Annotated in this window: 21 protein-coding genes, 1 tRNA gene and 1 pseudogene; 4 read left to right on the top strand and 19 right to left on the bottom strand. The window is 68.7% G+C overall.

The features are described 5' to 3' along the window. Positions 1-71: 71 nt before the first annotated feature. From BW733_RS05035 to BW733_RS05010, 6 genes are all read right to left on the bottom strand, one after another. The gene (locus BW733_RS05035; RefSeq protein ID WP_077348508.1) at positions 72-1,532 is read right to left on the bottom strand and encodes an amidohydrolase; all 1,461 of its coding nucleotides are present in this window, start codon (positions 1,530-1,532) and stop codon (positions 72-74) included. Continuing rightward, complete coding sequence (locus tag BW733_RS05030; RefSeq protein ID WP_077348506.1) at positions 1,529-2,704, bottom strand: MFS transporter; 1,176 nt, start codon at positions 2,702-2,704, stop codon at positions 1,529-1,531. The genes BW733_RS05035 and BW733_RS05030 overlap by 4 nt, the downstream gene beginning before the upstream one ends. 15 nt (positions 2,705-2,719) lie before the next feature. Then, on the bottom strand, positions 2,720-3,145 hold the full coding sequence (locus BW733_RS18865) for a glutaredoxin domain-containing protein (RefSeq protein ID WP_202970287.1): 426 nt from the start codon (positions 3,143-3,145) through the stop codon (positions 2,720-2,722). A gap of 115 nt (positions 3,146-3,260) precedes the next feature. Beyond that, entirely contained in the window at positions 3,261-3,455 is a 195-nt protein-coding gene (locus BW733_RS05020) for a hypothetical protein (RefSeq protein WP_077348504.1), read from the bottom strand. A 220-nt stretch (positions 3,456-3,675) separates the two neighbouring features. Further along, positions 3,676-3,969: a leucine-rich repeat domain-containing protein gene (locus BW733_RS05015; RefSeq protein ID WP_152024576.1), complete on the bottom strand. Its 294-nt coding sequence runs from the start codon at positions 3,967-3,969 to the stop codon at positions 3,676-3,678. Positions 3,970-4,199: 230 nt separating this feature from the next. Beyond that, the gene (locus BW733_RS05010; RefSeq protein ID WP_077348500.1) at positions 4,200-6,083 is read right to left on the bottom strand and encodes a phosphoenolpyruvate carboxykinase (GTP); all 1,884 of its coding nucleotides are present in this window, start codon (positions 6,081-6,083) and stop codon (positions 4,200-4,202) included. Positions 6,084-6,196: 113 nt separating this feature from the next. Between BW733_RS05010 and BW733_RS05005 the strand changes: the two genes are divergently transcribed. Further along, a complete protein-coding gene (locus BW733_RS05005; protein ID WP_152024575.1) occupies positions 6,197-6,850 on the top strand; it encodes a hypothetical protein in 654 nt (217 codons plus the stop codon). 49 nt (positions 6,851-6,899) lie between these two features. Continuing rightward, the gene (locus tag BW733_RS18195) at positions 6,900-7,337 is read left to right on the top strand and encodes a hypothetical protein (RefSeq protein ID WP_161490138.1); all 438 of its coding nucleotides are present in this window, start codon (positions 6,900-6,902) and stop codon (positions 7,335-7,337) included. Here the strand turns inward: BW733_RS18195 and BW733_RS04995 are convergent. The 3 genes from BW733_RS04995 to BW733_RS04985 are packed head-to-tail and all read right to left on the bottom strand — an operon-like array spanning position 7,311 to position 10,338. Further along, a complete protein-coding gene (locus BW733_RS04995) occupies positions 7,311-8,045 on the bottom strand; it encodes a TetR/AcrR family transcriptional regulator (protein WP_202970286.1) in 735 nt (244 codons plus the stop codon). The genes BW733_RS18195 and BW733_RS04995 overlap by 27 nt on opposite strands. Positions 8,046-8,067: 22 nt before the next feature. Beyond that, positions 8,068-8,868, bottom strand: a complete 801-nt coding sequence (locus BW733_RS04990; RefSeq protein WP_077348494.1) for an alpha/beta fold hydrolase — start codon at positions 8,866-8,868, stop codon at positions 8,068-8,070. 39 nt (positions 8,869-8,907) lie between these two features. Further along, entirely contained in the window at positions 8,908-10,338 is a 1,431-nt protein-coding gene (locus tag BW733_RS04985; protein ID WP_077352727.1) for an NAD-dependent succinate-semialdehyde dehydrogenase, read from the bottom strand. A 155-nt stretch (positions 10,339-10,493) separates the two neighbouring features. Here BW733_RS04985 and BW733_RS19250 point away from each other — a divergent pair. Further along, positions 10,494-10,670, top strand: a pseudogene (locus BW733_RS19250) (pyrimidine dimer DNA glycosylase/endonuclease V); the annotation flags it as partial. 35 nt (positions 10,671-10,705) lie between these two features. Here the strand turns inward: BW733_RS19250 and BW733_RS04975 are convergent. The 5 genes from BW733_RS04975 to BW733_RS04955 all read right to left on the bottom strand — a co-directional run bounded on the left by BW733_RS04975 (position 10,706) and on the right by BW733_RS04955 (position 16,535). Beyond that, positions 10,706-11,944, bottom strand: a complete 1,239-nt coding sequence (locus BW733_RS04975; RefSeq protein ID WP_202970285.1) for a DNA topoisomerase IB — start codon at positions 11,942-11,944, stop codon at positions 10,706-10,708. A 74-nt stretch (positions 11,945-12,018) separates the two neighbouring features. Next, positions 12,019-12,177, bottom strand: coding sequence for a hypothetical protein (locus BW733_RS18190; protein WP_161490136.1), 159 nt, complete (start codon positions 12,175-12,177; stop codon positions 12,019-12,021). A gap of 899 nt (positions 12,178-13,076) precedes the next feature. Then, positions 13,077-13,153, bottom strand: a tRNA-Pro gene (locus tag BW733_RS04965). A gap of 56 nt (positions 13,154-13,209) precedes the next feature. Beyond that, positions 13,210-14,106, bottom strand: a complete 897-nt coding sequence (locus tag BW733_RS04960; RefSeq protein ID WP_077348490.1) for a metallophosphoesterase — start codon at positions 14,104-14,106, stop codon at positions 13,210-13,212. Then, positions 14,106-16,535, bottom strand: coding sequence for a transglycosylase domain-containing protein (locus BW733_RS04955; protein WP_237268302.1), 2,430 nt, complete (start codon positions 16,533-16,535; stop codon positions 14,106-14,108). Before BW733_RS04955 ends, BW733_RS04960 begins: the two co-directional genes overlap by 1 nt. A 143-nt stretch (positions 16,536-16,678) precedes the next feature. Between BW733_RS04955 and BW733_RS04950 the strand changes: the two genes are divergently transcribed. Continuing rightward, the gene (locus BW733_RS04950) at positions 16,679-16,993 is read left to right on the top strand and encodes a WhiB family transcriptional regulator (protein WP_077348488.1); all 315 of its coding nucleotides are present in this window, start codon (positions 16,679-16,681) and stop codon (positions 16,991-16,993) included. A gap of 58 nt (positions 16,994-17,051) precedes the next feature. Here the strand turns inward: BW733_RS04950 and BW733_RS04945 are convergent, their stop codons facing one another. From BW733_RS04945 to sp36, 5 genes are read right to left on the bottom strand one after another with little or no spacing between them, the layout of a single operon-like run. After that, positions 17,052-17,687 (bottom strand): NUDIX hydrolase, encoded by a 636-nt coding sequence (locus BW733_RS04945; protein WP_077348486.1) that lies wholly within the window; start codon positions 17,685-17,687, stop codon positions 17,052-17,054. Then, a complete protein-coding gene (locus tag BW733_RS04940; RefSeq protein WP_077348484.1) occupies positions 17,684-18,298 on the bottom strand; it encodes a TlpA family protein disulfide reductase in 615 nt (204 codons plus the stop codon). The genes BW733_RS04945 and BW733_RS04940 overlap by 4 nt, the downstream gene beginning before the upstream one ends. An 18-nt stretch (positions 18,299-18,316) precedes the next feature. Then, positions 18,317-18,988 carry an endonuclease III gene (gene nth / locus BW733_RS04935; RefSeq protein WP_077348482.1) on the bottom strand — a complete coding sequence of 224 codons (672 nt, stop codon included), beginning with the start codon at positions 18,986-18,988 and terminating at the stop codon, positions 18,317-18,319. After that, positions 18,988-19,443 (bottom strand): RidA family protein, encoded by a 456-nt coding sequence (locus tag BW733_RS04930; protein ID WP_077348480.1) that lies wholly within the window; start codon positions 19,441-19,443, stop codon positions 18,988-18,990. The genes nth and BW733_RS04930 overlap by 1 nt, the downstream gene beginning before the upstream one ends. Continuing rightward, positions 19,443-19,604, bottom strand: coding sequence for a Sp36 family protein (gene sp36, locus BW733_RS18470; RefSeq protein WP_169836070.1), 162 nt, complete (start codon positions 19,602-19,604; stop codon positions 19,443-19,445). The genes BW733_RS04930 and sp36 overlap by 1 nt, the downstream gene beginning before the upstream one ends. Between the last annotated feature and the right edge of the window lie 39 nt (positions 19,605-19,643).

Raw genomic sequence — 19,643 nt, 5'->3', positions numbered from 1 at the left:
CGAGGCGGACCCGTTCGCCTGGACCGATGAGGTGCGGACGTTTCTCGCAGACGCGCTCGACGCGTCCACCCCTACCGGCTGTGGGTGATCCGGCCCGCGCACACCGTCGCGAGAGGTGACATGGCGCGTAGCCTTGCCGCCACCTCGTCGGCGGGGCCGGGCTCGAGCGGATCGGCGTCCAGGAGCACCACGTCGCCGAGGGAGCCCGGCTCGATGCGTCTCCCGTCGACCGACGAGGCGAGGGCCTCGGCCGCCGTGACCGCCTGCTCCTGATGCCACCCCGGGCGCTCATCCCCGCTGCGGTGCACGGCCGCCGCCATGGCCAGCCACGGGTCGGGAGGTGAGACCGGTGCATCCGAGCCGAAGGCGAGCCGCACGCCTGCGTCGAGCAGCGACCTCGCCAGGAAGGTGCGCTCGCCGCGGTCGGGCCAGATCCGTTTGCTCAGGTCCCTGTCGTCCAGGAGATGGGCCGGTTGCATGCTCGCCGTCACGCCCAGTTCCGCGAACCGCGGGACATCCTCCCAGCGCAGCAACTGGGCGTGCTCGATGGATCCCTGTGCGCCGGTGGCCGCGAAGGCATCGAGGGCGGCCTGGTTGGCACGGTCGCCGATCGCATGGACGGCGACCCCCAGGCCGCCGTCTGTCGCACGCCGCAGGAGGTCACGCAGGTGGGACTCGGACAGGTTGGCGATGCCCGAGGTGTGTTCGCCGTCGACGGCGTCCCGGTAGGGGGAGAGGCACCAGGCGGTCCTCGTGGACATGGAGCCGTCGCTGATCACCTTCAGGGGACCCATCTCCAGGTGGGCGTCGAGCGCGTCGCCGGTTCGGAGCCCGAGGTCGATCACCTCGTCGAGTTGATGCTCGTAGACGCCGGTCCGCACCCGCAACGCGTCGATACCCTCGCCGATGCGCCGCGGCCAGTCACGGAACGTGTCGCTGAACTCCAGGTCGACCATGCCCACCAGGCCGCGTGAGGCGAGCAGGTCGACCGCTGCGCGCTCGTCGTCGACGCTCGGATCCGCCCCGGGGAGCGAGCCGATCCTGGCAAGGACGGGGAACCACTCGCCTTCCTGCAGTGGGCCGTTCCGCGGAGACTCCCCGATCAGCCTCAGCGCGGCCGAGTTGAGCCAACCGTTGTGCGCGTCACCGGAGATCAGGAAGACGGGGCGCTCGCCACTGACCTCGTCCAGTTCGGCGACGGTGCCCACGCGTGGCCACCCGGCGAAGCGGTGCCCGAAGCCGATCAGCGGCCTGCCGGGTCTGGTGGGGGCGTCGGCGACCATGCGGCACGCCTCCTCGGCGCTGGCCGCCCCGGAGATGTCCAGCCAGGTCGTGGAACGGACCCACTGCCCGAAGTGGACGTGCGCGTCCCAGAGCCCGGGAATCAGCCAGGTGCCGTGGGCGTCGACGGAGGCGGCGCGGGTGTCGGAGAGATCTGCGCCGACCGCTGCGACGACGCCGTCGCTGATCAGCACGTCTGCCCTGGCGCCCGAGCCGACCAGACGACCGCCGCGGATCAGCAGGTGGCTCACCGGTTCTCCTTGGCGGGCGGGGTCAGGGCAGGGGTCAGGAGGAGCGCGAGCAGCGCTGCGGCGGGAATGACAATCAGGGCCCACCGGATGCCGACGGCGTCGGCGACGAGGCCGATCAGGGGCGGGCCGGCGAAGAAGCCGACCCGCATCAGCCAGGTGACGAAGGTGAGGCCGTTGCCGTGCGCCATCCCAGGCAGTTCGTCTGCGGCGTGCATCGCCATCGGAATGGCGGTCGCGATGCCCCAGCCTGCGCAGGCGAACCCGGCAAGGGTCGCCCAGGCGGAGGGGAAGGCGACCGCGAGGCCCATCCCGATGCCCGCGATGATCACGCCCTGGGTGACGGCAAGCCGAGGCCCGATCCGGTTGGTCAGCGCGTCTCCGGTGAACCGGCCGATCACCTGAGCTCCCTGCAGCGCGACGAAGGCCATGCCGACCACGAAGGGCGAAACGGTGAACATCGAGTCCATGTAGACGGCGCCCCAGGAGGCGCCCGAGTCCTCGATCAGGCCCACCGAGGCGCCGAGCAGCCCCAGCGCGATGAGCCTCGGCAGCCAGCGCCTCGGAATCCCACCCGAGACCTCGGCCCGGTCGGGGTCAGGTGCGGCGTCCGGGCCCTTCAGCAGGAGGCCACGGGCGTAGAGCGCGAGCGCGCCGAAGATCGCGAAGGCGAGCAGACACTGCAGCCAGATCGGGATCCGTGCCTGAGCCGCGAGCGCACCGAGGAGACCGCCGGAGACGGCTCCGACGGACCACCAGCCGTGAAGGCCGTTGAGGATGGAGCGGCCATAGAGCTTCTGCACCCGCAGTCCGTGCGCGTTCATCGAGATGTCGCTGATCGCGTCCAGGCCGGCCATCAGCAGGATGCCGAGCGCGAACACCGTCCAGTGGGTGGCGTTGCCGTAGACGCTGAGCATCGCCAGCCCGAGCAGTGCGGTGACGAGGTTGACCTTCGCGGAGGTGAACCTGCGGATCAGACGGGCGGTGAAGAGACCTGCGATGAGCCCGCCGAGCGGGCCGAGACCCACCACGAGCCCCCAGCCGAGTTCGCCGAGGCCGAGCGCGGACTTGAGCTCGGGGTATCGGGGAAGCAGCGAGGCGAATCCGACGCCGTTGAGCCAGAACATGATCGTGACGCCGCGGCGGGCGCGCACGATCTCGCGGGTGGGTGCCATCTGGGCCCCTTCGGCTCAGCGAGCGAGGGCAGCCTGGACCTCGCTCGGTTCGGGGTTGGTGTGCGGTTGCGAGTCGATCACCACGGTGGGTACGACCTCGTTGCCGTCGTTGACGCTGCGGACATATGCCGCAGCGTCAGGATCCTGCCAGATGTTGATCCACTGCGCACGTTCGGCGTCGGCTCCCAGCGAGCTACGCAGACGTTCGCAGTAGATGCAGCCGGGCCGCCAGTAGACGATGACGCGGCGCTGGTCCTCGGGCAGTTCCATCACATCTGCAAGTCTCTTCGAACGGCCGCGCGACCTGGGGCTTGTCCACCAGGCGAGAGCGCCCGCCACGGCGACGATGAGAAGCGACCACGGTGTGACCCGCCAGCCGCTGGTGCTGCCCGCGAGGAGCACCCCACCCGCGAGCCAGACCAGCCAGATCCACCGTTGCATGTGGGCAACGCTACCTTCCGGGGCCGGGCGCAGCGCGTCAGGTGGGTCGGTCAGCGGGTCTCATCCAAGAGGCTGCCGATCCGGGTGACCGCGAGCGAGGGCGAGACGTCGAGGGTCAGGTAGCCCTCGTCCTCGTAGCCGAGGTCATCTCAGTCGCGCAGGATCTCGAGCCGGTTGGAGACCAGGGCGTCGAGCGGCGACCAGTCGGCGACGCGTAGTCGACTGCGAGCAGGAGATCGAGGCGCACCAGCGTCTTCAGCGGGGCGACATCGACGACCGGGGTCTCGAAGCCCGAGAGGAACTGGAGCATCGTCAGCTTGCCGACGGGGGCGAGGTCGGTGACCGCGGTCCCCGAGACGTCGAGTTCGGTCAGGCTCGGCGCTGCCGCGAGGGCCGGACATCCTTGAGCTTGTCGCTGTAGGCGACCGACAGGGAGGTCAGGCCCTTGGCATTCTCGATCCCCTTCAGGGAGGTGAGCTGGTTGTCCCCGACGTAGAGCTGGGTCAGCGTGGCGCTGCGGGGAAGGGGGCTCAGGTCGGCGAGCTTGTTGTCGCCGGCGTCAGGATCGTCAGGTTCTGCAGCTTCGCGACGAGCGCGAGGCTGGTCAGGTTGTTGCCCGCGATGCTGAGCGAGTCGAGGTGGGTCAGCTTCGCAAGGCCTGAGAGATCCGCTCGTGGGTTGTAGCCCACGCTCAGGTCGAACAGTTCGGGAAGCGTCGTGAGCGGGGCGATCGTCGTGATCCCGGTCTCGGCGACGCCGACGGAGGCGAGGGACTTCAGCTTCGAGAGCGGGGCGAGGTCCTTGACCGGGTTTTCCGGACACATCGACCTGTTCGCCGAGGACACCGCCGTGCGCGACTGGAAGCCTCTCGACGGGCTCGTGGCAAAGGGGCTCGTGATCCACAAGTGAGGCCGTCCGATCAGCCGAGGCCAGGGTCGAGGCCCGGCCCGTAGCCGGGCCTCGACCGCAGGGAAGGCGACGCCGTCAGCGTCTGACGGGCCCGCTCGTTGTCCGCTCGGAAGATCGCGACGATCCGGCCGGTAGGCGCACCCGCCTAGCGGAAGCTGCTCGGCTCCCGACCGAGCGCGGTCTCCAGTTGGAGCAGCTCGTCGACCATCTCGCGCGGCAGCCGCCATCCGAAGCTGTCGAACCAACGCCCGATCCGGGGCACCTCGTCGCGCCACTCCTGTTCCCGGTAGCCGACGACTCCGCGCAGGTCCTCCTCGGAGATGCCGAGGCTGTCGACATCGAGGCCGTCCGCGGTCGGCAACAGGCCGATCGGCGTCTCCTCGGCGTCGACCTGGCCGTCGATCCGCTGGGCGATCCACTTCAGCACGCGGGAGTTCTCGCCGAAGCCGGGCCACATGAAGCGGCCGTCCTCGTCGCGACGGAACCAGTTCACGTAGAAGATCTTCGGCAGCTTGTCTGCGTCAGCCTCCTTGCCCAGGTCGATCCAGTGCTGCACGTAATCAGCGACGTGGTAGCCGATGAACGGCAGCATCGCCATCGGGTCGCGTCGCAGCACGCCGACCGCTCCCTTCGCCGCCGCCGTCGATTCCGAGGAGCAGGTCGCGCCCATGAAGACACCGTGGCGCCAGTCGCGCGACTGCGTGACCAGCGGGACGGTGTTCTCGCGGCGGCCGCCGAAGATGATCGCGTCCAGCGGCACCCCCTGAGGATCGTGGTATTCGTCGGCCAGGATCGGGCACTGCTCGATCGGCGTGCAGAACCGGCTGTTGGGGTGGGCGGCCTTCTCCTCCGGCCGACCTCCCTCCGGCCCGGTCGCGCCGTGCCAGGTGCGTCCTTTCCAGTCGGACAGCGTCTCCGGCTTCTCCTTGGTCATGCCCTCCCACCAGATGTCTCCTTCAGGGGTGAGGCCGACGTTGGTGAAGATCGAGTTGCCTGCCTCGATGGCGCGCATGGCGTTGGGGTTGGTCGCGTAACTCGTGCCCGGGGCCACCCCGAAGAAACCCGTCTCGGGGTTGGTCGCGTAAAGGCGGCCGTCCTCACCGAAGCGGAGCCAGGCGATGTCGTCGCCGAGGGTCTCGACCTTCCAGCCGGGGATGGTCGGTTCCAGCATGGCGAGGTTCGTCTTGCCGCAGGCCGATGGGAAGGCGGCCGCGATGTGGAAGCTGCGACCCTCCGGGGAGGTGAGCTTCAGGATCAGCATGTGTTCGGCCAACCAGCCCTCGTCGCGGGCCATCACCGAGGCGATCCGTAGCGCGTAGCACTTCTTGCCGAGCAGCGAGTTGCCGCCATAGCCCGAGCCGTAGGACCAGATCGTCCGCTCGTCCGGGAAGTGGACGATGTACTTCGTCTCATTGCACGGCCAGGCCACGTCGCTCTGCCCGTCAGACAGCGGCATCCCGACCGAATGCAGACACGGCACGAAGTCGGCGCCGCTCGCCTCCATCGCGGCGAGTGTCTCCGCGCCCATCCGGGTCATGATCCGCATCGAGAGGGCGACGTAGGCCGAGTCCGAGACCTCGACGCCGAACTTCGGGTCGTCGGCGTCCAGGTGGCCCATGCAGAAGGGCATCACATACATCGTCCGACCGACCATGCAGCCGTCGTACAGCTCGGTCATGATGCGCTTCATCTGGGCAGGGTCCATCCAGTTGTTGGTCGGGCCTGCGTTGCGCTCGTCCTCGGAACAGATGAAGGTCTGGTCCTCGACGCGCGCGACGTCGTCGGGGTCGGTGCGTGCATAGATGGAGCCGGGCTTGGCCTCCTCGGACAGCCGCACGATGGTTCCCGCAGCGATCAGCTTCTCCACAAGCTCCTCGGCCTCTTCCGGCGAACCGTCGCAGTAGTGGATCGCGTCGGGTCGGCAGAGCTCGACGACCTCGTCGAGCCAGGCCAGCAGCTTGGGGTGGTTCGGTTCCTGCCCGGTGCTGGGCAGCTTGGTGCGGGGTCGGGATTCTGATTCAGTGAACATCGATCTCCTCATCAGAGAACGCGTCGTCGTTGAGCGGTCTCCGGTTTCACCATAGCGAGCCGCTGCCGCGGTGCCACATCATCGGCGTGTCTTGCGCTGGTAATGTCACAAGCGTGCGTAGAGCCTTGATCATTGCCGGAGCGTCCGTACTGCTGACCGGCCTCGTCGCCTGCAGCGGCGAGGCGGAGGCGCCGTTGACCACCGCGCAGACGACGCCTGCCGCCTCGCCCAGCATGTGGACGCCCGACCCCACCGAGCCGCCTCCGGCCGGCCCGTCCGACGATGCGGAGCCGTCCAGCGCGACCCCCGCGCCCGCCAGCCCGGCCGCCGCCCCGACGTCGCTCGCGCCGACGGAGGAGGCGCCCTCGCCCAGCGGATCGCCGCTCGCGCAGCCGTCCGCACAGGGCGGACCGTGGACCACGGTCGGCCTCACCGCCACGACCCCCGAGGAGGTCTCGGCGGCGACCGAGCTGCCGCAGAGCTTCCGGGACTTCCTGGTGCCGCGCATCGGTTCCGAGGACGACTTCGGCTGCACCACGACCGAGGTCGTGGTCAAGGCCGTGCACGCCGACGGCTTCGTGTTCGGGTCTGAGGAGTCGGACTGCGGCGGCGGCCAGGTCATCTGGGGCATCACCGAGGGCCAGTGGAACTACATCGTGCAGTTCGGTGACGCCATGCCGTGCCGCGACTTCGAGCTCAACGACATCCCGCCGGGCGTTCCGGGTCTGCGTTGCCTGGACGAGCAGAACAACGCGAAGGACTACTGATGCGCCGCTGCCTGATCCTCGCTCCGCTGCTGGTCGTCGGGTTGGCCGCGTGCGCCCCCGAGACGACGACGCCAGACCCCACACCTACGGCCGCGCCGACCAGCGCGAGCCCGACGCCGACACCCTCTCCTACGCCTACGCCGACGCCGCAGGAGACGACTCCGAGCGCCCCTGCCACCAGCGCGGCCCCGGTGCCTTCGGCCTCGCCGAGCCCCGTCGCTCCGAGTCCGGTCGCCAGCCCGACTCCGACGCCGTCGCCCGAGGCTCCCAGCGCACCGGCCTCGACACCACCGACCTCAGGGTCGGGAGAGTGGCAGGACACCGAGTCGGAGGCCTCGTCCGCCGCCCAGGCGGCCGACCTCGCCGGCGTTCCAGAGAGCTTCCGCACCTTCGTCGCCGCGGCGATGAGCGCCCCAGACGCGGACGGCTGCACCACCACCAACGTCAGCGTGATGAGCGTTCACCCGTCAGGGTTCGTGCTCGGTAGCGAGTCAAGCGACTGCGGCGGCGGCCAGGTGATCTGGGCCGACCAGGGTGGCGGCTGGGAGCGGCTGTTCGTGATGCAGGCGCCACCGCTCTGCGAGGAACTCGAGTCGGCGGGAGTCCCCACCGGAGTCGGGCTGCAGTGCCTCGACGGCGAGGACCTCGTCGGATACTGACCAGACCGGCGACCCAACCTGCCGAGCGCCTCGTCGAGCGCGTCGACCAGCAGGTCGAAGCTTGAGGTGGGATCCTCGGGAAGGCCGAACCCCCCGCGGCACTCGAGGTCGACGAAGCCGTGCAGTGCCGCCCTCACCATGCGGATGGCGTCTGTGCGGCGCTCCCGATCGATCGCGTAGTCGTTGAGGGCCGCTGCAACGACCGCCATGGTCCCACTCGCCGCCTGCTGGTGATCCTCGGACGTCGGGGCCACCTGGGTGAGCGGGTAGAGGCCGGGATGTTCTGCGGCGTAACTCCGGTAGGTCGAGGCGAGGGCGACCAGCGCGTCACGCCCGGCGAGCCCCACCGTCGCCTCGGCGAGCGCCTTGGAGAGTTGGATCGTGGCGGCGGCCGAGACCCGCGAACGCAGATCATCGAGCCCGCCGACGTGCTTGTACAGGCTGGGCGTCGCCACCCCCACCTCCTTGGCGACCAGAGCAAGGGTCAGCGCTTCAGCGCCGTGGCGGTCGACGAGGTCGCCTGCCACCTCGGTCACCACCGATGGGCTCAGCCCCGCCCTAGCCACGCGTGCCGCCCAGCTCGCCGAGGAACCCGGTGACCTGGCTGGCCACGATGGAGGGGCGCTCCAGCATCGGGGCGTGGCCCGCGCCGTCGACCATCACGATGCGCGACGTGGGGAACTGCTCGGCTACCCAGTCGGCCTCCGCGGCCGGATCGGACCAGTCGGGATCGGCCGTGCCCATCACGACGAGGGTGGGGACCTCGACCCGACCGAGCCATGCTGCGACGACTGCGTGGTCGGTGGCGGCGGTCTTCCGGAAGTCGGACCACCGGGAGCGAAGGTCGTCGGTGAGTTCCGCAGCGCGAGTGGCGGCGCCCTCTCCGAGGCCTGGCCACAGGCGGGCCGAGTAGGAGCGCCAGACCGAGGGGCCCCACGGCTTGGCAAGCAGAACGGACATCACCACGCGCATCAGGGCGCCCGCGCCGTTACGCAGGAAGGGGCCGAGCAGCACGAGACCCGAGACGAGATCGGGGCGTCGCCCGGCGGCGATGGTGGCAGACGCGGCCGACATCGAGGCGCCTGCGATGACGGAAGGGCCGCCGTCGAGCCGCTCGATGACCCCGATCAGGTCGGAGGCGGTTGCCTCGTCGCCGAAGACCTCCCAGGCACCCCTGCTGTCGCCGTGCCCGCGCAGGTCGACCAGCGCGACCCGGAAGCCGGCCCCGACGAGGAACTCGGCCAGCGGGCGGAAGGCGTCGCGCCGGTCGCCCATGCCGGGGGAGCAGACGACGAGCGGTCCCTCGCCCATCGCCTCGTAGGCGACGCCGTTCTCAAGAAAGCTAATGCTAATACCCATAGCCAATAAGCTACGAACATTAGCGTTCGTTGTCAGGGCCTATTTCATCCCGATGCCGACGTACTTGATCTCCAGGTACTCGTTGATCCCCTCGGGTCCGCCCTCACGCCCGAGCCCCGAGGCCTTGACGCCTCCGAACGGCGCCGCGGGGTTGGACACGAGCCCGGTGTTGAGGCCGACCATGCCGAACTGGAGCCGCTCCGACACGGTGAGGCCCTCGTCGAGGTCGTCGGTGTAGGCGTAGCTCATCAGGCCGTAGGAGGTGTCGTTGGCCAGTGCGATCGCCTCGTCGGTCGAGCCGACGGGGACGATCGGGGCGACGGGTCCGAAGATCTCCTCGCGGAACACCTTCGAGGCGGGGTCCACGTCGACGAGCACCGTCGGCTCCATGAAGTGTCCCGGTCGATCGATCCTGGAACCGCCCACCAACGCCCGTGCGCCTGCGTCGATGGCTTCCCGCACGACCGACTCGACGCCGTCGAGCGCCCCCGCGGAGACCAGCGGTCCGATCTTGACGCCGTCATCCATGCCGTTGCCGATCACGAGTTCGCAGACCCGGCGGGCGAACTTGGTGGCGAACTCCTCGCAGTGACTGTGGTGCACGATGAAGCGGTTCGCGGCGGTGCAGGCCTGGCCGATGTTGCGCATCTTCGCGACGATCGCACCCTCGACCGCGCGGTCGACATCCGCCCCCGCGAGGACGAGGAAGGGTGCGTTGCCGCCGAGTTCCATGGAGGTGCGCAGGACGTTGTCCGCCGCCTGTTCGAGCAGCGTCACCCCGACCGCCGTCGACCCGGTGAAGGTCAGTTTCCGCAGCCGGGGGTCGGCGATGATGGGCCCCGTCGTGGCGGCGGAGTCGGATGACACGAAGCAGTTGACCACGCCTGCGGGGAGGCCGACCGAGTCGAACACGTCCATCAGCAGCAGGGCGGTCAGGGGCGTCAGTTGCGCCGGCTTGAGGACGCTCGTGCAGCCGGCGGCGATGGCCGGTCCGAGCTTGCGGGTGGCCATCGCGAGCGGGAAGTTCCACGGGGTGATGGCGAGCACAGGGCCGACGGGCTGTTTCATGGTCAGCAGCCGCGATCCGCCGCTCGGGGCGGTCGACCAGCGGCCGTAGACGCGCGGCGTCTCCTCGGCGAACCAGCGCAGGAACTCGGCTCCGTAGGTCACCTCGCCGCGCGACTCCTCGAGCGGCTTTCCCATCTCGAGCGTCATGGTCTCTGCGAACTCGTCTGTCCGCGAGATGATCGCCTCGTAGGCCGAGCGGAGCAGTTCGGCGCGGTACCGCGGCTCGGTGGCTGCGAACTCCTCGGCTGCGTCGACGGCGGCGTCGAGCGCGGTCATCGCCTGCTCGGGCGAGGCGTCGGCCACCTTCGTCAGTTCCTGCCCCGTCGCCGGGTTTTCGACCGGGAGGCTCGGTTCGTCGTCGGTGAACCGGCCCGCGATGTAGTGGCTGGTCTTGAAGGGCATGTCGATCACTCTCCGGGGGCATCGGTGGTGGCAGGGGCTCTCCTGCCACTTGCTTTCGAGCCTAGTCCGGCTCTCCGACGACCGCACGGCGGTGCCGCGATCGGTCCACTTGTCAAAGTGAAAGCAGCTCTCGCCGCGCCGTAGACTCGGATCCCATGCGGATCTGGTCGGTGCATCCCCGGTACCTCGACAGGCAGGCGCTCATCGCCGGCTGGCGCGAGACGCTGCTGGCCCAGGCGGTGCTCGCCGGGCGGACGAAGGGCTACCGTAACCATCCACAGCTCGACCGGTTCCGCACCGCCGACGACCCCGTCGCGACGGTGGGCGCCTACCTCGCGAGGCTCGCCGACGAGGCGGACGCCCGCGGCTACCGCTTCGACCGTTCGAGGATCGACCGCACGGATCCGGCAGACGCGCTGAGCGTGACGGAAGGGCAGCTCGTGTTCGAACGTGGGCACCTCGCGGCCAAGTTCGCCGTCCGCTCGCCCGACCTGCTGCCTGCGCTGCCACAGCGGCTGGAGCCGCACCCCCTGTTCACGGTGGTGCCAGGCGACATCGAGGACTGGGAACGCCCCTGAGTCGTGGCACGGCTTCGACAGCGTGGCTGTGCGGGACGTGCCCGTGGAGGCCGTGGTCCGGTCTGATGGCGCCGGAGCAGGTCCCTACTTTTGAGCGTCGCCGCCGAGGAGCCGGAGCAGGGCTCCGTCGCCCGAGACGCGGAGCTCGATCTCCTTCCGGCGCGGAACGCGTCGAAAATCCGCGGGTCCACGTAGCTCGACCGTGCGACCGCAGGGGTGTTCTGCAGCGCCTCGGCAGCGGCCTTGATCGCGGCCACCTCTACCTGCTTCATGGAGTGTTCGTTCTCGGCCGGGTCGGCCTTCGCCAGCGACTCGGCAGCCGTGATGGTGCCGCGGAGCGTCCTGAAGTCCTTTGCCGTGTACGGTCCGCCGGTCAACTCGTGCAGGTATCCGTTGACCTCTTCGGGATCGATGTGGTGGTACCTCCCGGAGATCTTGTATCGCAGGAGGCGGTCGCTGGCCGATCCGTTCTGCAGCGCCGTCACGACCGATGCCAGCACCTCGTCGGTCATCTCCAGCTCGTCGGTCTTGTGCGACTTCGCCGGGAAGCGCAGCCGGATCCGATGGCCGTCGACCGTGGCGTCGCGCTGCTCGAGCGTGGTCAGACCACGGCTGCCGTACCGCTCGAGGTAGGCGATCGAGCCGATCCTCGGAGCCGCGTCGTCGAGGAACCGGAAGGCGACGGCGAGCACGCGCGACTGGGCGTCGTCACCGTTGAGGTCTCTTGTCGCCCGCCCACGCGCGGCAGGCAGCGCCGTGGCGAGCTTGAGGATCCGGTCGAACTTGTCCTGGGCCCGCTCCTCCTGCCAGAGCTCGTGGTAGCGGTACTGCTGGCGGCCCGCCTCATCTGTGCCGACGGCCTGGATGTGGCCGAGCGGGTCGGTGCAGATCCAGACGTCAGTCCAGGCCGGCGGCAGGGCGAGCGCCTTGATCCTGGCGAGGTCGGCCTCGCTGACCTTCCCTCCGCGCGGGCCGGCGTAGGTGAAACCGGTGCCTGCGCCCTTGCGGGTGATGCCAGGCTCAGTCATGGGATCGACGCGATGCAGCTTGGCCATGGCCAAGTATCTCCCGTTGTCGGGGCCGGGACGGTGTTTTCGTCGGTTCAGCGGTCGACGCGGAAGTCCTCGTAGGCGTCTGGCGGAATCAGGGCGTCTTCCGGCCAGTTCCATCGGTCGAACGCGGAGATCGGAGCGAGCATGGCCAGGATCTGCTCGACCGACTCATCGGGACGCAGCCAGGTGGGCTGGAAGGAATGCTCCACCTCGTCGCCCGGCCCATGCCAGTCGCGGCGAACAGCACCCAGCCTGGGTCGAGCGAGCCCAGGTAGGCCCGCCTCCGGTGGGCGACGTCGCGCAGCCAGGGAGGCCTCGGTGACAGGCGAGTGGGGGCGGCGACGGGAGGGATGGACGTCGGATTCGAGGTCGTCTGAGGGTGTGAGGGTTCCGCCCAGTGACTGGGCAGCCGTGAGCCAGTCCGCGAAGGCTGCGCGCCAGCCCTCCACGGCACCGGCGAGCAGGGTATCGAAGCCTCGGGGATTCGACCTGATCGTCCCGGGTCGACCGACAGGTCGCCGAAGGCGCGGCATACCGGGCGTGGATGTGGCGCCATGGATCCTCGGGCGGCAGCGTGGAGAGGGTTCCGGCGAGCAGGCCAGAGGTCCAGGCCCCTATCCACGCCGGACGTGCGCGGACGGCGTCGTCGAGGCAGCCTTCGGCCAGCAGGGCCTGCCGGGCGGTCAGGAGCGGCTCGGCCATCAGGGCGATGACCTGGGTGGCGATGATCCTCAGCGTCAGCATTGTCGCACTCCGGTGGTCGAGGTAGGGCGAGCCTATCGGCACCCTCTGTGGATGGCGGAACGGGTGGCCGCGAAGGGAGCAGGTCGCACCCAGAACGGTGGACTACAAGTTGTAGTATCCCGTTCCGGGGGACCCACTGGCGTGCCCTGCGGCCGCCTGGTCGCACTGACAGACGGGACATGACCGGAGACAGCACACGCCGACAGGAGACGAGGTGAACGGTCCGGCAACTCTTCTCGCCCGCTTCGGGCGGGAACTGCCACGGAGATTGCTGGCGGAACACTTCGGCGTGGCGGAGTCGGCGTGAGCCGGGTACAGAAAAGCCCGGTCCGTTGCCGGATCCGGGCTTGCACTGCGACCTCACTGGTCGGGGTGACAGGATTTGAACCTGCGGCCTCGTCGTCCCGAACGACGCGCGCTACCAAGCTGCGCCACACCCCGATGGCTCGTGAGCCATCGGAAATATTAGCCGAACCGGGGCGGAATCGCGAACTGGATCAGGCGGATCGGGCGGTGAGTGTCAGCAGGGTGATCTCGGGGCGGTTCGCGAACCGGTACGGGGCGAACGGGGAGGTGCCGAGCCCGCCGGAGACGTGCAGGTGGGCCGCGCCGTGGCGGGAGAGGCCCTTGACCCGTGCCGTATCCAGGTCGCAGTTGGTGATCAGGGCGCCGTAGCCTGGGACGCAGACCTGACCGCCGTGGGTATGGCCGGCGAAGATCAGGTCCATGCCGTCCGCGGCCATCGCGTCGAGAATACGGGCGTAGGGGGCATGGGTGACGCCGATGTTGAGGTCGGCCGTTTCGTCTGCGGGCCCGCCGACGAGCGCGTAGTCGTCCTTCTCCAGGTGGGCGTCGTCGGTGCCACGGAAGGAGATCCGCAGGCCGTCGACCTCGAGGGTGGCGCGGTGCCCTGTGAGATCGACCCAGCCGTAACCCTCCAGTCGATCGCGGAGATCGCGCCAAGGCAGTTCGACCGGGGGCGCGGCGGCCATGTGCGAGCGGCCGTCGAGCAGGTAGCACACGGGGTTCTTGAACTTCGGCGCGTAGTAGTCGTTCGAGCCGAAGACGAACACCCCAGGCACTCCTCGGAGCCCTGCCAGGGCCTGCATCAGAGGGTAGACCGCGCCGGCCTCGGAGATGTTGTCGCCCGTGTTGACGACGAGGTCGGGGGCCAGATCGGCCAGCGAGCGCAGGAACTCCAGCTTGGTGGCCTGCCTGCTGAGGAGGTGCACGTCTGAAAGGTGTAGCACTCTCAGGTCCTGGCTGCCCTGGGGCAGGAGCGGCAGCCGCGCCTCGCGGACGGTGAACAGGCGTGCCTCGAGCAGCCCCCAGCCGAAGCAGGCGGCCCCGACTGCCGCCACGGCACCGGCTGCCGTGGCGACGGGTCTGCGCATCAGCGCTGCGGCGTCGGCTGGGCGGCCGGCGGGGTCGGCTCCACCGCGGGAGGTGCGATCGACGCGGGGGCCTGAGGATTCGGGGTGGCCGGGGTCGTCGGCTTCGGCTTGGGCTTCGGCTTGGGACCGTTGGAGATCTTCATCCGGATGGTGGAGAACTTGGTCGCGGTACCGCTGGGCTCGATGCCGAGGAAGGTGCCCTTGCTGCTATTGGAGTAGACGCGCCACACCGAGGTGCTGAAGCCGGCCGCCTCGAGCGTCTGCTTCGCCTCGTTGTAACCCATTCCCTTGATGCTCGGCACCTTGACTTTGACGCCCTCGAGGATGCTCTTGGAGGGGGCGGTGAACTTGGTCTTCGGCTTGTCACGGAGGGCCGACTTCATGGCGGCCTTCCAGATCTGGCCCGCGTCGCCACCACCTGATCCGTCGAGTCTGCCGCCCTTGACCCGCACGCCGGTCAGCGAGGGGTTCTTGGTGCCCTTGAAGTGCGGGTTTGTCTTGTCGACGGTGATCATGGCCACGCCAGCCATCTCCGGGGTGTAACCGGCGTACCACACGGCCTTGGCGCCGTTTGTGGTGCCGGTCTTGCCTGCTTCATCGCGGCCGTCCCCGAGGGCGGCCGGCCTTCCGGTGCCCTTCAGGGCCACGGACTTGAGGATGTAGTTGACGCCGTCGGCGACCTCCTGGCGGATGACCTGCTTGCAGTTGGCCGAAGGCACCTCGACGGCGGTCCCGTCGTTGCGCTCGACCGACTTCAGGATGATCGGCTCGCAGTGGATGCCGCGGTTGGCAAAGGTGGCGTAGGCCTCTGCCATGGAGAGCGGGGTCACGTCGGTCGTGCCGAGCACCCAGGCGGGGAAGTTCGCGTCGACCCGCATGTCCTTGCCGTCGGAGCGCTCGACCCCGGCCAGCTTCGCCATGTCGATGGCCGAGCAGATGCCGGTGTCGCGGATCAGCTGGATGAAGTACGTGTTCACCGAACTCTGGGAGGCCTTCATCATGTCGATCGTGCCGTAACCCCGCCTACCCTGGTTCTGTGGCTCGTAGTCCTGGTCGAACTTGAACGGGCCCTCGCAGTTGCGGAACGTGTCGCCCTTGAACTGCATCCTGCCCGGCGCGTTGTAGGTCTTGTCCGGAGTGGCGCCCTGGTTCAGCGCGGAGGCGAGCACGAACGTCTTGAAGGTCGAGCCCGCCTGGTAGCCCTCGGCGCCACCCATGCTTGCGCCGACGTTGTAGTTGTAGAAGGTCTGGTCGAACTCCTTCTCGCCCATCACCGGGCGCGACTGCGCCATGGCGACGATCAGACCGGTGCTCGGCTGGATCAGCACCGAGTTGGCCAGCACGGGGTCGGTGGAGGCGACCATGTTGCTCACGGCCTTCTGGGCCGAGTTCTGGGCCGCCGGATCGATCAGCGTGTGGATCCGCAGGCCGCCGCGCTCCAGCGTGTTGGTGCGCTCTTCCGCCGTCTCTCCGAGCGAGGTCATCTGGTCGGAGATCAGCGTGCGACGGACGTAGTCGCAGATGAAGGGGTAGTCGGAGTTGGCGCAGCCGATGTAGGTTCGCTGGCCCTTGCTGAAGTCGAGCGGGGTCTTGGCCTCCTCCGCCTCATCAAGGGTGATCATGTCCCACTTGGCCATCTGGTTGAGCACCACGTCGCGACGTTCGGTGGTCTTCTTGATCGACTGTTCGCGCACCTTGCCCTTGCTGGTTGGCGCGAAGGACGTGGGGTTCTGCACGATGCCTGCGAGCATCGCCGACTGGCTGAGGTTGAGGTCTGCAGCGTTCACGCCGAAGTACTGCTTCGCTGCAGCCTGGACGCCGTAGGCGCCGTCGCCGTAGTAGGCGATGTTGAGGTAGCGCTCCAGGATCTCGTCCTTGGTGAGCTCCTCCTCGAGCGCCATCGCGTAGCGCGCCTCAATGATCTTGCGCTCGATCGTGACCTCGTCAGCCTTGCGTCGGGCCTCCTCGTCGCCGGATGCGCGGGCCATCTCGATGCGGACCATCTTCACGTACTGCTGGGTGAGCGTCGAGGCGCCCTGGGTGTCGCCGGTCAGCGTCTTGATGGCGGCGCGGCCGAAGCCCTGGAAGTCGATGGCTCCGTGCTCGTAGAAGCGGTGGTCCTCGATCGCCAGCTGCGCCATCTGCATCTGCGTCGAGATCTTGTCGAGGGTCACGTACTCGCGGTTCTCATCCGCGAACGTTGCCAACAGGGACCCGTCGGCCATGTAGACCTCGGAGCGTTCATGCTGAGGCGGCGTGCGGAGTTCCGCAGGCATGTCCTCGAGGGCCGTGACGGCCATCTTGCCCGCGCTGCCGGTCAGTGCGGTGAACGGCACAGCGAGGCCGGAGATCAGGAGCCCGGCGAGCACGCTGACCGCCAGGAACATCAGCAGGGAGTACGCCTTCTGGCTGAGGGAGGCAGACTTCATGGTCCACATCCTACGTTACCGACCTAAAGTCACCATCGTTTGTACTTGACAACCGAAGTTGTGGCGCTGAACCCCTGTTGCGGTGAGCGTGGGATGCGCTAGCGTCGGAGACAAGTCAGCAACTGCGCGAAGGAGGGCAGGAGATGTCTCTCGCAGAAGCAAGTGAATGGACCCTGCAGGCCAAGTGCCGCGACATGGCGGATTCACTCTTTCCTGAAGGTAAGGACCAGAAGCGGGCTCGTTCCGTCTGCATGGGCTGCCCCGTCAGGTCGGAGTGTCTCGCCGAGGCACTCGACAACCACATCGAGTGGGGGGTCTGGGGCGGCATGACAGAGCGGGAGCGCCGTGCGCTGCTGCGCTCGCGGCCCGACATCGAGAGCTGGCACGACGTGCTGCTCAACTACCAGGACGATCCGGCGGCGACAATCACGGTGCTGCCGCCTCGCCGCAAGGACTGACACGCGCTCAGGGGGCGTGCCGGAACGAGACGTTCCGGCACGCCTCGCCATTTTCGGCTCAGTCGCGCAGGTAGCGCGCCGGAATCTCCACGATGCGGTCGGCATCCCAGGGACGTGCCCAACCGCCAAGTTCGAGCACCCAGTCGACGAGGTGGGCGGTGAGGCCCCAGATGAACTGGTCGCCGAACACGAAGGCGGGGCTCAGGAACCCCGTCGGGTGGCTCGCGGTGACGCGGACCGCCTCGGAAGCGAGGTCGGAGACCCGGTAGCAGTGCACCGCGCCCGTCTCGGCCGGGTCGACCGGTTCGAGCGGCGTGCCGCCCTCCCACACGCCCAGCACCGTCGTCACGTCGAACCGCGAGGCAGGCACCCACAGCGGCGGCAGTTCGCCGAGCACGGAGACGGCGTCGGCCACCAACCCGATCTCCTCGTTCGCCTCCCGCAGCGCCGTGTGGGCCCGAGTGGTGTCCCCGGGCTCGACGCGGCCCCCTGGGAGTGCCATCTGCCCCGGATGTTTGCGGAGCGTCTCCGCCCGCGTCACGAAGGTGAGTTCGGGGTCGGCGTCATCGGTGAACAGCATCAGCACGGCGGCGTGACGCTCTCCGCGCGGGGAGCGGTCGAGCCCGATGCTGCGGGGAACCGGGCCTTCCCGGAGGGCGCGCTCCAGGTCGGCGAATGCCTCCGGGTGCCTCACGAGACCCCCAGGTATTTCGCCGTCAGGTCCCTCAGTTGCTGTTCCGACTCGAGCTCTCCAGGGTGGACCCCGGCGATGCGTCCGTCTGCGTCGATGAAGTAGGTGGTGGGAAGGCCCGGCACCTTGAGCGGCACCTGCAGTTCCTTCTGTGGATCCATGATGTGCGGGTAGTCCCAGCCGACCAGATCCGCGAACTCGAGGGCCCAGTCGGGCTGAGGATCGTCGTAGTTGATCCCGATGAAGGACACCTCTGTCAGGTCGGCGGAGACGGCGCGCAGATAGGGAGACTCTGCGCGGCACGGCGCGCACCACTGCGCCCACAGGTTGATCACCGTCGGGGTGCGGGGGAGCCCCGCGAGGTTGAGCACGGTGTCGCTGCCGAGACAGGTCAGCGCGGTGCGCGGGAGCCCCCCATCGAGCTGCTCGGCCTCGGGATCGGTCGTCGGGCAGTCAGGGAGGCCGTACTGCTGCCTGAGCGCGGCGAGGTCGGCAGGCGAGGTGGCCGCTGGGGTCGGGGGCGCTGGCGACGTCGGGGCGTCAACTCCATTCGGCACGCAGGCCGACAGCAGCAGCAGGGCTGCGGCGGTTGTGACGGTGCGCGGGATCCTCATCGGGGACGAGCGTACCCGTCAGTTACGAGGCTCCCGAATGAGCTTCGCCGCCTTGACCGGATCCTGTTCGCCGAGATCCCGGCTTGGGCACAGGTCGTAGACGACGCAGGCTCCGCAGGCGGGCTTCCTGGCATGGCAGCAGCGGCGGCCGTGCCAGATGACCCGGTGACACACCATCACCCACTCCGAAGGGGGGAAGAGGGCGCCGACAGCCTGCTCGACGACGTCGGGCTTGGTGCTCTCGACCCAGCCGAACCGGTTGGCCAGGCGGATCAGGTGGGTGTCCGGGGTGATGCCTGGGATGTCGAAGGCGTTGCCGAGCACGACGTTCGCCGTCTTCCTGCCCACACCGGGAAGGGTGACGAGCTCGTCGAGCGTGTCCGGGACGTTCCCGTCGAAGTCGTCGACGAGGCTGCGTGACAGGCCGATGATGGCGGTGGTCTTGTTCCGGAAGAAGCCGACCGGCTGGATGATCTCCTCGACCTGGGCCCGGTCGGCCTCCGCGAGAGCCAGCGGCGTCGGATACCTGTCGAAGAGGACGGCGGTGACGGCGTTGACCCTGCGGTCGGTCGACTGTGCGGAGAGCACGGTGGCGATCAGCAGCTCGAAAGGCGACGTGAAGTCGAGCTCGGCCCTGGCGTCTGGGTAGAGGGTCGCCAGAGCCTGGTTGATCGCCTCCGGCTGGTTCATCAGACCTCGACCACCAGTTCCACCTCGACCGGCGAGTCGAGGGGGAGGACGGCGACCCCGACGGCGCTGCGCACGTGGACGCCCGCCTCACCGAAGATCTCTCCGAGCAGGAGCGAGGCGCCGTTGGCTACGGCAGGCTGGCCGCTGAACGCCGGGTCGCTCGCGACGAACACGACGACCTTCACCACGCGACGGATCAGGTCCACGCCGCCCGCGACATCGGCCGCGGCTGCCACGGCGTTGAGTGCCGCAATCCTCGCCGCGGACGCTGCCTCCTCGGCCGACACCTCGGCGCCCACCTTCCCGGTCACGCTGAGCGCGCCGTCGACGAAGGGGAGCTGCCCCGAGGTGAGGATCTGACCTCCAGCGCGGGTGGCTGGCACGTAGGCGGCGACCGGGGCGGCGACGGCAGGAAGGTCGATGCCCAGCTCAGCCAGGCGCTCAGAGGCGTGCATCAGGAGTTCGCGGCGGGCCGCTTGAAGTAGCCGACGAGCGTGTCGGGGTTCGGGCCAGGAGCGAGCTGGATCAGTTCCCAGCCCTCAGAGCCGAAGTTGTTGAGGATCTGCTGTGCGACGTGCGACAGGATCGGAGCGACGAAGTATTCCCAAGTGGTCATGGGCCAAGCCTGCCAGGTGGGTGCACCCTCCGACCAGTG

The sequence above is a fragment of the Tessaracoccus flavescens genome (assembly GCF_001998865.1).
GTDB lineage: Bacteria > Actinomycetota > Actinomycetes > Propionibacteriales > Propionibacteriaceae > Arachnia > Arachnia flavescens.
This window is presented reverse-complemented; position numbering and strand designations above follow the sequence as displayed.

Excerpts from the sequence above, each read along its gene's own strand:
- BW733_RS05030 (WP_077348506.1), bottom strand. The coding sequence starts at position 2,704 with ATGGCACCCACCCGCGAGATCGTGCGCGCCCGCCGCGGCGTCACGATC.
- BW733_RS18865 (WP_202970287.1), bottom strand. The coding sequence starts at position 3,145 with ATGCAACGGTGGATCTGGCTGGTCTGGCTCGCGGGTGGGGTGCTCCTC.
- BW733_RS05020 (WP_077348504.1), bottom strand. The coding sequence starts at position 3,455 with ATGCTCCAGTTCCTCTCGGGCTTCGAGACCCCGGTCGTCGATGTCGCC.
- BW733_RS05015 (WP_152024576.1), bottom strand. The coding sequence starts at position 3,969 with ATGTGTCCGGAAAACCCGGTCAAGGACCTCGCCCCGCTCTCGAAGCTG.
- BW733_RS05010 (WP_077348500.1), bottom strand. The coding sequence starts at position 6,083 with ATGTTCACTGAATCAGAATCCCGACCCCGCACCAAGCTGCCCAGCACC.
- BW733_RS04990 (WP_077348494.1), bottom strand. The coding sequence starts at position 8,868 with ATGGGTATTAGCATTAGCTTTCTTGAGAACGGCGTCGCCTACGAGGCG.
- BW733_RS04985 (WP_077352727.1), bottom strand. The coding sequence starts at position 10,338 with ATGCCCTTCAAGACCAGCCACTACATCGCGGGCCGGTTCACCGACGAC.
- BW733_RS04975 (WP_202970285.1), bottom strand. The coding sequence starts at position 11,944 with ATGACTGAGCCTGGCATCACCCGCAAGGGCGCAGGCACCGGTTTCACC.
- BW733_RS04960 (WP_077348490.1), bottom strand. The coding sequence starts at position 14,106 with ATGCGCAGACCCGTCGCCACGGCAGCCGGTGCCGTGGCGGCAGTCGGG.
- BW733_RS04955 (WP_237268302.1), bottom strand. The coding sequence starts at position 16,535 with ATGAAGTCTGCCTCCCTCAGCCAGAAGGCGTACTCCCTGCTGATGTTC.
- BW733_RS04950 (WP_077348488.1), top strand. The coding sequence starts at position 16,679 with ATGTCTCTCGCAGAAGCAAGTGAATGGACCCTGCAGGCCAAGTGCCGC.
- BW733_RS04940 (WP_077348484.1), bottom strand. The coding sequence starts at position 18,298 with ATGAGGATCCCGCGCACCGTCACAACCGCCGCAGCCCTGCTGCTGCTG.
- nth (WP_077348482.1), bottom strand. The coding sequence starts at position 18,988 with ATGAACCAGCCGGAGGCGATCAACCAGGCTCTGGCGACCCTCTACCCA.
- BW733_RS04930 (WP_077348480.1), bottom strand. The coding sequence starts at position 19,443 with ATGCACGCCTCTGAGCGCCTGGCTGAGCTGGGCATCGACCTTCCTGCC.
- sp36 (WP_169836070.1), bottom strand. The coding sequence starts at position 19,604 with ATGACCACTTGGGAATACTTCGTCGCTCCGATCCTGTCGCACGTCGCA.